The organism is Citreimonas salinaria, assembly GCF_900107235.1.
Lineage (GTDB): Bacteria > Pseudomonadota > Alphaproteobacteria > Rhodobacterales > Rhodobacteraceae > Citreimonas > Citreimonas salinaria.
Genome location: NZ_FNPF01000019.1, coordinates 1 through 11,820, shown reverse-complemented (window position 1 = coordinate 11,820; position 11,820 = coordinate 1). Strand labels below are relative to the sequence as shown.

Genomic DNA, 11,820 nt, shown 5'->3' with positions numbered 1-11,820 from the left:
GCGCCGTTTTGGCATTGCGCTTCTGCCATCCGAGAAAAGTGCCATGAAACGGGGCAGGCCGAGACCGTCCCAGCTGCGTATGAAAGCCGGCGGCCGACTTGGCCGCCGGAGCAAGAAGTCACTGCACCTGCGGCAACGCGTCGTTGCAGGCGGTAGCGCAGCGGCGGCAGGACTCGGCGCAGATGCGGCAATGCTCGTGCTTGCCGGCGTGCTTTTCGCATTCCTCGGCGCAGCGGTTGCACGCTTCGGCGCAGGCCTTGATTGCGGCCACGAGAACGGCCTCATTCGACCCGGTGCGGCGCGACCCCATCGTGCCGGTTGCAGCGCAGATATCAGCGCAGTCGAGATTCAGGCGGATGCACTGGCGCAGGTCGGCGACCATCTCCTCAGCCAGACACGCATCTGCACAGGACGTGCAGGTCTGGGCACAGGAGTAGGCATCCTCGATGAACTTCAGCAGCGCGTCCTCGGTGCTGCCCTGGACGTCTGGGTGTGTGCTCATCATTTCGCAAACTTGCACGGGTATCTCCTTATCGGTCTGCAACGACGGGAAAACGGTAGGACTGGAGGGATGTTCCGCCGCCTTTTTGTGCCGAGAGCAGCTACAGCGTTCTGCAAGCCGCAAAAGCTACCGTCAGGCTTGTCGAATATCGGCTGGTTTCCCGGCCAGTGGTCACCGATCCCGCCGCATCTCATCCTTTGCCACGCTTGCTGCCTTTTCTCCCGGAGAGCTCGCAAGTGGGATAAAACTGAGCGGCGGGAAGGTCCGCGTTCTCGACGTGGGCTGCAACATGAATGCTGCACGGGTCACGAACGGCGGGTCCGGGGAAGCTGCACCGCAGCGGTCGCTGTGACGCGAACGGCAGGTGAGGGCCGGTCGTGTCGAACTCGCCCATGCTGCCACCTCGAAATTCGCGATCATCGCCGTGGGTGGTTTGGGCTCGAAGCGGGCATCCGGAACGCGGGACATAAGCGGTCGCTGGTTCTGGCGGTGTGGCGGCGGTATCCTCGGCCGGGCATGATCTCCCCGGACATGGACGTCGTTCACCCTCCAATGCCGAGACCACGGCATCCTTGGCCTATTGAAAGATCAAGGCGATTTCTTCTTCACTCAGCAGATTCCACTGGCCGGGGGCCATGCCATGCGGGAGCGACAGACCGCCCACACGCTCGCGGTGCAGTTTCTCAACGTGGTTGCCGGTCGCGGCAAACATGCGGCGCACCTGATGGTATCGTCCCTCGGTAACAGTAAGCAGCGCTTCCGTTTCCGAGACCACTTCCAGTTCCGCAGGAGCCAGCGGCTTGTCCTCGCCCTCCAGCATCAAACGGGCCGAGGCAAACAGATCGCCTACGGTGCCATCGAGCGGGCGGGCCAGCTTGACGCGATAGGTCTTTTTCACTCGGCGCCTGGGGCTGATGACACGGTGCAGCAGGCCGCCATCATCAGTCAGCAACAGCAGACCGGACGTCTGCTTGTCCAGACGGCCGATGGTCGAAATCGCCGGATCACGTCGTTTCCAACGCTCGGGCAGGACGTCATAGACCAGTGCACCGTTTTCCTTGTGCGAACACGTCATGCCCAAGGGCTTGTTCAAAACGATGACCACGCCCGGGACGGCATCGAGTGCCTCGCCGTCGATCTCCATGCGGGCCGGCAAATCTGGAGTGACAGAGATGCGTTTGGTGACATCCAAGAGCTTGCCTGCGTCCAGGGTGATACCGCCACGCTTGGCGATCCGCGCAACTTCGTTGCGCGAACCATAGCCCATCGAGGACAAGAGCTTGTCGACGCGGGAGGTTGGAGTATTGGTCATTACTTCCAGTCCCTCAAGTAGCGCGACGGGTCGGCGGATGGTGGCGGTTCATGACCCTCTTTCGGCGGAAAGGGGATGACAGCAAAGCGGCGGCTGTCGATGTCCCGGGAAAAGCGTCATGGCTTCGTCAGCGCGTCGCGCGACTCCTTCCGGGCGGATCATGGCCCTCGGCAAGGCCTCGCAAGAAATGGATCATTGCGCCTCCAGCCCTTCAGCGAAGTCGTGGGGGACGACGCGAAGCACAGTCAGCACCCGCCGCGTTCCGTCTCTGGTATCCCAGTCGAGCGAGGCACCCTCGGCCAGACCGATCAGGGCGACCCCGATCGGCGTCAGGATCGAGATCCGGCCGCTTGCGATGTCAGCGTCTTCGGGGAAGACCGGGGTTACGGTCCTCTCTTGGCCGGTGGTTTCGTCTCGGTAGGTGACCGCGCGACCGATCGCCACCACGCTTGACGGAAGCTTCGCCGTCGGAACGATCCGGGCCCGGCCGAGCTCGCCGAGCAGCCTGTCCGCGAGGTCCGGGTTGCGCTGGATCGCGCCCTCCGCGAGTGCCTCGAGCCTGTCCACGCACTCTGCGCCGATGACGACCCTGGGTCGTCTGCCTGCGCCGCGCGATATGGAGCGTTGTTCGTTCATCGAGTTCTCCTTTCCACCCTCTGGTGGCGTAGATGCAATTTGGGTAGCCAATTTCCCTCTCCCGCAAGGGGGCGGATGGGGATCAGGTCGCGTCGTGGTCTGGAGGCGGGCTCACATCCAGCACGACGACCGTGTGGATTTGACCGCTGTCCCGCAGAAGCGGCGCCTTCTGTAGTTTCCGCATCCCGATCAGAGTTGCCCCCAGCAGGGATGCAACGAGAACGCGTCCGGGGAGCGGCACCGGATGCATGGCGAGCACACCCGAGCGCGATCCCTCGCCGCTGATCATGTAGGTGACCTGGCGCCCGGCCAGGACGACCTCGGGCGGGGCCGGCTCCGGGGCACCACGGGAGATCCTCAGCTTGTGGCGCAGGAGACCGATCAGAAGCGGGGGATTTGGCGCATTCTTGGTCCCGCAATGGCGCAGCAGACGCTCGGTGCCGACCCCATCCTCGACCGTGAGGAGGAAACCGGTCTCGACAGCGGAACGTTCGAACAGCGATTGAAAATTACTGCCCGAAGGCAGATGGGGAATCCTGGTGATGGTCATGATGTATCTCCCGGGGCGGCGACGCCCTCGTTCTCATTTCAAGGATGTGAGAAAGCCCCGGGTGGTCGAGGACGCGCCTATGCGCAGGCCACCCGGGGACCCGGGCGGTTCAGAAGCAGAAACCGGAAGAGGTTCTCATGCATGACCATCAGGAGAGCGTAGCCAATGCACGAAAACTGTCAATCCTCAAGGCAGCTCCTTGAAACGGCGCAAACGAGACTGGTGCTGAGCGGATGAAGAAGATGTGCCGAACCGGAAGCGATCGAAGGGCGGGCGCACGAACCGCGTCGACGCCATCAGGTCCTGACTCGCCAAGATCGAAGCTGGCAAGCAAGCATGAGAAACCAACGCGCAGTGGGCGAGAGCCGCGCAGATACGAAGGGTATCGCGGAAATCCCAGCGCAAGGTGTGTGCGAAGTTCGCAATGCTGACCGGCTCGACCTACGCAGACCCGAGACACGGACAGCACCCTCGGTGACGGCCTCGCAGGGTCGCTCGAGATGTGCAGACGTAGTCTATGATATTTAATTCGCGCAAATCGATAATTGACATATCATAACGCAGTATCAGAACATCTACACAGAATTCGCGGGCATGCTCATGATCACAGGTTCTCAGATGCGCGCTGCGCGTGCCCTTCTCGGCATCGACCAGAAAACCCTGGCCGAACTGGCCGGGCTGTCCGTGCCGACGATCCAGCGCATGGAAGCCAGTCCCGGCAACGTGCGCGGCGTCGTGGACAGCCTGACGAAGGTAGTCGCCGCGCTCGAAACCGCTGGCATCGAACTCCTCGGAGAAGGCTCGGCCAGCACTGCGAGCGGACGCGGCGTGCGACTGAAGATGCCTCTCCCGAAACACTGATCCCTCAACCCGCGACGGCGACCGCCGACGACAAGCCGACGATCCCGCCGCAACCTTCCAAGGTGCGGCCACAGATGAAAGACCAAATTACCAGACAGAGCGACGACCCAAGCTTCGCCGAACTCTTCACTCCGAAACTCATCACCGTCCTGCGCGAAGGCTATGGCCTGCCGCAGTTGCGGGCGGACGCCGTCGCCGGGCTTACCGTCGCCATCGTCGCTCTGCCGCTGTCGATGGCTATTGCGATCGCGTCCGGAGTGGCCCCGGCGCGGGGGCTTTACACGGCCATCGTCGGCGGCTTCCTCGTCTCGCTCCTCGGCGGCTCTCGGTTTCAGATCGGCGGCCCGGCCGGGGCCTTCATCGTGCTGGTCGCCAGCACGGTCGCGTTGCACGGCATGGAGGGCCTGATCCTCGCCACGTTCCTGTCGGGGCTGATGCTCACCGTCATCGGCTTCCTCCGGCTGGGGACCTTCATCAAGTTCATCCCCTTTCCGGTCACGGTGGGCTTCACCGCCGGGATCGCGGTCATCATCTTCGCCAGCCAGCTCAAGGAGTTGTTTGGACTGACGCTCGAGCACGAGCCGGGCGACCTGCTGGAGAAGATCCCCGCGCTGTGGGACGCACGGACGAGCTTGACCCCCGCCGCCATTGCCGTCTCGGCTGCGACCGTGGCGATGATCCTCGGCCTGCGCCGTTGGCGCCCGCACTGGCCAGGAATGCTGATCGCGGTGGTCGTGGCCGCCGCCGCCGCCGTCACACTCACGCTGCCGATCCAGACCATCGGAACGAAGTTCGGTGGCATCCCGTCCTCGCTGCCGGTGCCGCGCTTGCCGGCGCTTTCGATGGACAGCATCCTGCCGGTGCTCCCGGCGGCGATCTCCTTCACTCTGCTGGGCGCCATCGAGTCGCTGCTGTCGGCCGTCGTCGCCGACGGCATGACCGGGCGCCGCCATCGCTCGAATTGCGAACTGGTGGCACAGGGCGCGGCAAACGTCGGCTCGTCGCTTTTTGGCGGCTTCTGCGTGACAGGCACCATCGCGCGCACCGCTACGAATGTGCGCGCCGGAGCGCATGGCCCGGTCGCGGGCATGCTGCACGCCACGTTCCTCTTGCTGTTCATGCTGCTCGCGGCACCGCTGGCCGCATACATCCCGCTGGCAGCGCTTGCCGGGGTTCTGGCTGTCGTGGCTTGGAACATGATCGAGAAGCCGGCCATCGCGATCCTGGTTCGTTCCGGCTGGGGCGAGGCGACGGTGCTGGGCGTTACCTTCTTTTTGACCATCTTTCGCGATCTGACCGAAGCCATCGTCGTCGGCTTCGCACTCGGGTCTGTCCTGTTCATACATCGCATGAGCCGGACAACGAACGTCGCGACACACAGCACCTTCGTTGGCCACGACGAGGCGGACACCGCCCACCCCCGCGGCGAATACCGCGAAGACCAGGCCGCGAACCCCGACGTGGTTATCTACCGGATCACCGGTGCGCTGTTCTTCGGTGCGACCGTATCCATCGGCTCAGTCCTCGACAGCATCCAGGACACGCACAAGGCGTTGATCGTCGACTTTTCGTCCGTGCCCTTCCTCGACTCGACCGGCGCCAACATGATCGACGGTCTGGCCCACAAAGCGCAGAAGCAAGGTGTCGCAGTCTGGCTCACTGGGGCGACGCGCGACATCCAGCGCGTGTTCGTGTCCCACGGCCTGAAACGTCCGCTGGTCCACTTTGCCACCACGGTCGACGAGGCTCTGGAGCTGCTGCGCGAACATGCCGCCACCGAACAGGAGGCAGCCTGATGCCAGGCCAAGGCAGTGATGCACGTCACCTTGCGCGTCGCCGGAACGGCCGGGTCGAAACGCGGCGACGCTATGTTCTCGAGGCCCTCGCACGCCCGCGGACGCAGGCGGAACTGCGGGATGCTCTCGGGATGAGCAACAGCGGCATCTTGCACCTTCTGCGGAGGATGGAACGCGACGGGCTGGTGCGGCCCGCCGAACGGATCTGCTGCACCCGGATCTGGGAGCGCGCGACCAAGCCGGCGACGGGTCGACGGTCATGACGGCAGTGAAGCAGACTGAGGGCGGAAGATATCAGCGGCCCCGCGGACCAGCGAAGAGGACGCGCCACGCCCTCCGGCAGCACGATGACCCCGTCCTACGCTGTCCAGTGAACGCGCCGCTCGCGCAGCAAACTACCGGTTTCTGCCCTTCCTACGCGCACCCCGCAGGCGCAGCAGAAGTCGAGCGCGCGACGAAGGTCCGTAAGGTTCGCATAGTATGAGTTCGCCCATCATCATAATTCGCGGTCGCAGCGAATGGCAGCATTGGCCGGCCGCACCGCAGCATCTACGATCTTCGATGGAGGCGGCTATGGGCCGTTCACGGCGGCCCGGTCGTCGTGCAGGAAGGGCGGGAAGCGGTCCTGCGCTGCGCCAGCGAAGTACGGGGCACTTTCTTTCAAAGCAGCCGTTCATCGTGCCGTAGCGTGGGACGCGCGAAAAAACGGCCCCCGCTGGTGGTGAATTCATGTCAGCCGCTGCTGATGTAGGCGGGCCGGCAAAATAGATGGCATGCTGGCGTACTCCCCACCTTCGGGCAGCTCGCGCTCAGACGGGCTATCGCTTGCCGACCAAATTTCTCAGCTCCCGCTCAAGAAGACCCACCGTCAGGGGCTTGGCCAGAACCGTGAGGCCTTGCCTCTCGACCCCGTCGCCGTAGCCGGTGGCCAGAAGGAGCGGCACGTTCCGGGACTGCAGAAGGTCCACCACTGGCCAGACTTCATGGCCCTTCAAATTGACGTCCAGCACCGCGATATCGAGTTCGGCTGTATCGGCGGCCAACTTGAGAGCTTCTCCAAGCGAATACGCTGGTCCGATGACATAGCACCTCAATTCGTTCAGAATATGGCAGGTCTCCATCGCGACGAGGGCTTCATCCTCAACGACCAGCACCTGCATCCCTGCCACGTCTCCTGGAGTTGGCGGGGTATCTCCGGCTGGCTGCGCAGCCGGCGCGGGCGCGCTACTCAAGTTTTCGGGCGTGACATCGAACGAGCAGCGCAGCCCATCAGGCGCCCAATCCCAAGTCGCGCCACCATCGAGCTGCTGGGATGCAGCTTGCACCATCTGCGACCCGAAGCCCTTGTGCGGCGGAGAGCCCGTCAGCGCAGGGCCACCGACTTCGCGCCAGTGCAGCCGGACGCCGCCGTCTTCGTTCCGCACCCACTGCACCTCGACAGTTCCGCCATCGGTAGAGAGCGCTCCATATTTCGCAGCGTTCGTGAGCAGCTCGTGCAGCACCATGGCCGTGGGTTGCACCGCATCGGGTGCCAGCGTCGCCGCGGGACCGCCCAGAACCTTCACCTGAGCATCCTTGCCGCCGTAGGAGGCGACTTCCGCCGTCACCAACGCGGACAAATCGGCGCCCGACCATTGACTGCTGGCGAGAAGGCTATGTGCACGCGACAACGCGTTGATCCGTCCCTCGACCGCCTTGACGAAGTCTGGCTGGCTGTCAGCCTTGGTAAGCCGGACCATCGACTGCACGACGGCCAGCACGTTCTTCGCGCGATGATCGACTTCTCGTGCCAGAAGCTTCTGCTTTTCCTCCGCCAGCTTCCGCTCCGTCACGTCGAACCCTTCGACGAAAATGCCGGCGATGCTCCCGTCGTCATCCTGGATCGGCTCATAGACAAAATCGAGGAACAGCGTTGTAGGCGCGGCTTCCGGATCGGACGGAGCAACCAGAATCGGCTGCTGCTGTGCGAGGAAGCGCTCTCCGGTGCTGTAGACATGATCCATTAGCTCATAGAACCCCTGACCCGCCATCTCCGGGAAGACTTCGCGCGCCGGCCGGTCCAGATAGTCCCGCTCTCCGAACAGGCTCATGAAGGACCTGTTGACGAACGAGAAGACATGGTCAGCCCCCATCGTGATCGCGATAAACCCCGGGGCCTGTTCAAAGGTACGGAGCCACCGCGCCTCTCGCTCCAGAAGTCGCGTCTCTGCTCTTTTGCGCTCGGTGACTTCGACCGCGGTATTCAGGATGCCGACTACGCTGGCCGCTTCATCCCGCACCGGGCTCATGCTGAAATCGAACCATGCATCTTCGGCGAAACCGCGGCGCTGCAACTTGAAATGGACACCCTCGTCGTAATAGGTCCGACCGTCTAAGGCGGCGGCGACAATCGGCTCAAGCTCGCTTGCCACCTCAGGCCAGATGTCGAAGGGCGACTGGCCGAGGGCGGGGTGCTTCTCGCCAAGCAAGGGGCGATACGCGTCGTTGTAGATGCAACACAGATCTGGCCCCCACGCCAGGATGGATGGGAAGCTTGTCTCCAGCACAAGGTTTGATGCGATCCGCAGGCTGGGCGTCCAGTCATCCCGCGAGCCGAGTGGCGTCGCTCTCCAGTCAAATGCGCGGACGAGTTCCGCCATGCTCTCGCCGACATGTGAGTTCTGGGCGTTGCGACGGCGGGACATAGGACGCTCCTCTCTACCCAGAACCTATGCGCAGCGAAGGTCGCTGTCACGGGCTGTGCGAAGGGTGCCGAGATACGGAGGAGGCGCTGGAAGCCAACGGTCGCGGAGCAAAGGGTCTACTTTGGAGCATTTCCGAGGTCTTCGCGCGATGACAGCTACGAGCGTCTCGCTGCTGGCAGAGGACGATTACACCACCGGCATCTACGAGACGGCCGATCTTGACGAAAACCACGTCATCACCGTCGAGGAAGAAGGCTGGTTCGACGGCGACGACGTCAAGGCCGAGATCGAGGAATTCGGCGACGTCTACTGAACGCGTCCCTTCTGAGGGACCATCCATCCCGGTTCCTGAAAATCCGCACCGGAATCCGGTGCCGGATTACCCGCGGCAGTTCGCGCATTCCTGCCGCACGTCCGCGATCGGAAAGCACGAACCTTTAGTTTTCACAGGAACGTTTTCCTGTGGTCGCACTTTGCGGATCAAAGACAGGGAAATGCGCGATGACCTTCAATCCCCACGCTACGCTCGCTGCCGGAGGCGCCGTGCTGATGCTCTCATCCATGGCGCAGGCACAGCAGAACGCCGGAGACGACGCGGCGGCCGATTTGACCGCGCGGATCATCGTTCTCGAGTTCGCCGGGTCCCAGATCACGACCACGGATGACTTGATCCCCGGGGCTCTTTTCGGTAGCCGAGGCACCGGAGGTGGCCCGGCGCGAACTGGGCCAACCTTCCGGTAGGGACGTCGGTGCCGAAGTTGAAGGCCCCCTGGTCTTCGTGGCGCCCGAGGCGTTCTCAGCCTGGCGGCAAGGTAAAATGCAAACGTTCTTCGAGCCGGTCATAGGGGTCGACGCGCTCGACGAGACGCTTCGCATCTTCCGGCCGCTTCTGCTTGAAACGAATGTTATGCCGGGCGGGACCGGCGCGTTCGACGACGTCTCAGTCAGCCATCGCAAATCGGGCAACGATGCAGCGGGTGATGCCGTATCGATGCCGTGACGGTGATTGTCCCGCGGACGATGCCGACTGCAAACCGTCCAAATGATTATGCCGATTGCGCCGACGCCGAAGGAAGCGTTCTCACGAGCCGTGGACGAGGGTGAGCGACGACTCGACCAGTCGATGATCGAGTTGCTGTCGACCGGGTTCATCGCGGGCTTCCCGATCATCTCGGGATGGTCGCGATGGGAGTTGTAGAGGCGCCTCTGGGTGAGGCGCCCGGGGGCGTGGGCGGCCCACAACTACGCGGACAGAAGTTACCATAACATGGATTATTGGACGGTCTCGAAGACATTATTGCCGCGGCAATACGATGCGAGGTGCCTGCTCTGGCTCCTACCCCGCGACTACTCTAACGTTGCTCATCGCGGTAGGAGATTTTCATGTTCGCACGCCTTGTTACATCGCTCGTTCTGGTTGCTTTTGCAGCGGACGCGCAGCCCGAGTCTGAACGCTACGAATACACCGCGAGATACACCGATAGCGGCTTTGCATTTGATCCGGAAAACGACGCAGCAGTCGAGCTTGACCGCACAATCGGATTCAATCGCAAATTTCTGCTGCCCTTCGCCGCCAATGATGAGGCCACGGGCGAGATCGAACGGGCAATACAGGAGAAGGTCGCACGTTCTGTCGGGCAAACGATGCAAAATCAAGGTAACGAAGCGGCCGAAAGGCTCGTCAAATCGTGGATAGAGTCAGGTATCGAGGTCGAGGTGAGGTCCTCGACCGGGGAAATCGTCACTGCGTCATTTGAAGATCCTGGGATGATCGCCGGCGTAAGCCGCGCAGCTCTCCGAAAGATCGCTCAAGACGCCGCATCTGAATTGTTCTCGTCAGCGGTAGAGTCAGCATGCGGCGCCTCGATAAGACCTACCGAAATAAGCCCATCATTCAGTGTTTCGTTCAACTTGTTCGCGGGAGCTGAGTTCACAATCGCCGCTATGTTTGAGACTGATCGGGTATGTGCGGACGCTGAGTAATCACTGACGACGCATATTGCCGCGGCAATATGGGGATCATTTGAGAGCAGCGCGCCACGCGTAGGCATGGGCCGCTGCATCTTCGGCGGCTCGATGCGCGGGCTTGTTCAGCCGCAGGTTCTTATATGCGTGATGTAGCCTGCCAGGCGCGACCTCTCCATCATCTGAGAAGGCTTGCCACAGAGCATCATGAAGTAAAATGATTTCGCGCCGCTCGCCAAGCAGTCGCTCAAGCCAGCGCCCATCGTGCTCCGGAGCGTCTGAGATCAGCGTCCGATCTCCGACGAGATCCAGGAACCAACGCGCGACATGATCGGCACCCGGCGCCTCCTCGAGTTCTGCCCGGGAAATCCTATGGACCGTCGCGCTCTGCTCGCTCCACGCATCATCGGACCACCCAGGTCGAGGACAGATCAACGACGAGTGCATGATGACCTTCCTGCCCTCGAGCCATGCCACACCGATCTCGATGGGCCAGCTACCCGGCCTAAGGCCGGACGCCTCGAGGTCGATGAACGCAATGTGTTTGAGATCCACGACCGGCATGACAATCCTTTGTTCCGGAGGACATATCATGAACAGAAACGGAAAAACAGACGAGCAGATCGCGGCGTTTCTGGCGGATTTCCAGGAGCTGACGCATCGACACGACATGACTATCCGCGGCGCCGGGCTGCACATCGACAAGTTGATTGCGCCTTACGGCGTGCATGCAGTCAGAAACCCCGACAGGTCGCTCAGTCTGCGGGAACATGTCGATGAGCCAGAGCCAGCGCCGCATCGCATACTGCCGACGAGCGCAATACGCGACGAACTAACACCTCGCCGATAGCATCAATCCGCTCTTATTGCCGCAGCAATATCTACGCGTGTGCTGGGAAGGTGACTCTGGCCTGCCCCCATCGGGTGGTCCGCAAGATCGCGCGCGGCTGCGCTGCATGAACGCGTTCCAGATGAAGGCGGCATCCTCGTGCGTGCGCACGCGCTGGCCCGCAGCTGGGCGCACAGGGCACGCAGAGGCAGTCGGTGAAGTTGATCATCGTGTTGCCAACCTCTGCCGTGCCGCCGTCGTCTGCTTCAGGTGCTTGGCGATGCCGCGGTCTTCGCGCACATCGCTGAGGATCTTCGCGTCGGTTGCCCGTGCGCCCTGCGCCACGCTGGCAGTCACGAACGCTTTCATGCTGCCGTCGTCGGCCGTCAACAGGGAGACGACTATGGCTCTTTGCAAAATACGGCCGAAGACGCGCCATCTGCGCCTCAGCGTGGCAGAAAAGATTGCTCATGTCGATATGGGCTCTGAGCCGACAGTTCCTTCGATAGTTTTAGATTTGATGGCGGGTTCTTGCTGACGCGCCAGATCGCTCCTTTCGCACCGGCGCCCGTCTGTGAAAAGTACTCCTTCAACAAGAGCGGCGCGGCCCGAGTCGTGAACCGCCATCGAGCAGGAGCAGCGGTCAGACGTGTCCATCCGAGACGCCCAAGCCCGGCATGGCAAC

Annotated in this window: 15 protein-coding genes; 8 read left to right on the top strand and 7 right to left on the bottom strand. The window is 62.5% G+C overall.

Going from position 1 to position 11,820, the window contains the following annotated elements:
* Window positions 1-118 precede the first annotated feature (118 nt).
* The 4 genes from BLW27_RS17635 to BLW27_RS17620 form a co-directional block, all read right to left on the bottom strand.
* A complete protein-coding gene (locus tag BLW27_RS17635) occupies window positions 119-520 on the bottom strand; it encodes a four-helix bundle copper-binding protein (protein ID WP_177177983.1) in 402 nt (133 codons plus the stop codon).
* Window positions 521-1,079: 559 nt separating this feature from the next.
* Window positions 1,080-1,814 (bottom strand): pseudouridine synthase, encoded by a 735-nt coding sequence (locus BLW27_RS17630; protein WP_089885383.1) that lies wholly within the window; start codon window positions 1,812-1,814, stop codon window positions 1,080-1,082.
* Window positions 1,815-2,006: 192 nt separating this feature from the next.
* Window positions 2,007-2,450: a nucleoside diphosphate kinase regulator gene (gene rnk / locus BLW27_RS17625; RefSeq protein WP_089885380.1), complete on the bottom strand. Its 444-nt coding sequence runs from the start codon at window positions 2,448-2,450 to the stop codon at window positions 2,007-2,009.
* A gap of 82 nt (window positions 2,451-2,532) precedes the next feature.
* Complete coding sequence (locus BLW27_RS17620; protein WP_089885378.1) at window positions 2,533-3,000, bottom strand: hypothetical protein; 468 nt, start codon at window positions 2,998-3,000, stop codon at window positions 2,533-2,535.
* Between the two features lie 594 nt (window positions 3,001-3,594).
* Between BLW27_RS17620 and BLW27_RS17615 the strand changes: the two genes are divergently transcribed.
* Together BLW27_RS17615 and BLW27_RS17610 are read left to right on the top strand one after the other, a co-directional pair.
* Window positions 3,595-3,861, top strand: coding sequence for a helix-turn-helix domain-containing protein (locus BLW27_RS17615; protein ID WP_245710929.1), 267 nt, complete (start codon window positions 3,595-3,597; stop codon window positions 3,859-3,861).
* Between the two features lie 74 nt (window positions 3,862-3,935).
* Window positions 3,936-5,657 (top strand): SulP family inorganic anion transporter, encoded by a 1,722-nt coding sequence (locus BLW27_RS17610; RefSeq protein WP_089885375.1) that lies wholly within the window; start codon window positions 3,936-3,938, stop codon window positions 5,655-5,657.
* An 818-nt stretch (window positions 5,658-6,475) separates the two neighbouring features.
* On the opposite strand, the gene BLW27_RS17605 is transcribed toward BLW27_RS17610, so the two are convergent.
* Entirely contained in the window at window positions 6,476-8,341 is a 1,866-nt protein-coding gene (locus BLW27_RS17605; protein ID WP_089885373.1) for an HWE histidine kinase domain-containing protein, read from the bottom strand.
* A gap of 148 nt (window positions 8,342-8,489) precedes the next feature.
* On the opposite strand from BLW27_RS17605, the gene BLW27_RS21330 reads away from it, so the two are divergent.
* The 5 genes from BLW27_RS21330 to BLW27_RS17590 all read left to right on the top strand — a co-directional run bounded on the left by BLW27_RS21330 (window position 8,490) and on the right by BLW27_RS17590 (window position 10,324).
* The gene (locus BLW27_RS21330; RefSeq protein ID WP_177177974.1) at window positions 8,490-8,654 is read left to right on the top strand and encodes a hypothetical protein; all 165 of its coding nucleotides are present in this window, start codon (window positions 8,490-8,492) and stop codon (window positions 8,652-8,654) included.
* A 188-nt stretch (window positions 8,655-8,842) separates the two neighbouring features.
* Entirely contained in the window at window positions 8,843-9,082 is a 240-nt protein-coding gene (locus tag BLW27_RS21495; RefSeq protein ID WP_089885371.1) for a hypothetical protein, read from the top strand.
* A 76-nt stretch (window positions 9,083-9,158) separates the two neighbouring features.
* Window positions 9,159-9,341 carry a hypothetical protein gene (locus BLW27_RS21490; RefSeq protein ID WP_089885369.1) on the top strand — a complete coding sequence of 61 codons (183 nt, stop codon included), beginning with the start codon at window positions 9,159-9,161 and terminating at the stop codon, window positions 9,339-9,341.
* A 42-nt stretch (window positions 9,342-9,383) separates the two neighbouring features.
* The gene (locus BLW27_RS21320; RefSeq protein WP_177177972.1) at window positions 9,384-9,539 is read left to right on the top strand and encodes a hypothetical protein; all 156 of its coding nucleotides are present in this window, start codon (window positions 9,384-9,386) and stop codon (window positions 9,537-9,539) included.
* Window positions 9,540-9,724: 185 nt separating this feature from the next.
* On the top strand, window positions 9,725-10,324 hold the full coding sequence (locus BLW27_RS17590; protein WP_089885367.1) for a hypothetical protein: 600 nt from the start codon (window positions 9,725-9,727) through the stop codon (window positions 10,322-10,324).
* A 36-nt stretch (window positions 10,325-10,360) separates the two neighbouring features.
* Here the strand turns inward: BLW27_RS17590 and BLW27_RS17585 are convergent, their stop codons facing one another.
* Entirely contained in the window at window positions 10,361-10,870 is a 510-nt protein-coding gene (locus BLW27_RS17585) for a 3'-5' exonuclease family protein (protein ID WP_089885365.1), read from the bottom strand.
* A 28-nt stretch (window positions 10,871-10,898) separates the two neighbouring features.
* Between BLW27_RS17585 and BLW27_RS20900 the strand changes: the two genes are divergently transcribed.
* Window positions 10,899-11,156 (top strand): hypothetical protein, encoded by a 258-nt coding sequence (locus BLW27_RS20900; RefSeq protein WP_143042333.1) that lies wholly within the window; start codon window positions 10,899-10,901, stop codon window positions 11,154-11,156.
* A gap of 204 nt (window positions 11,157-11,360) precedes the next feature.
* On the opposite strand, the gene BLW27_RS21315 is transcribed toward BLW27_RS20900, so the two are convergent.
* Window positions 11,361-11,504, bottom strand: a complete 144-nt coding sequence (locus BLW27_RS21315; protein WP_218141144.1) for a hypothetical protein — start codon at window positions 11,502-11,504, stop codon at window positions 11,361-11,363.
* Window positions 11,505-11,820 lie beyond the last annotated feature (316 nt).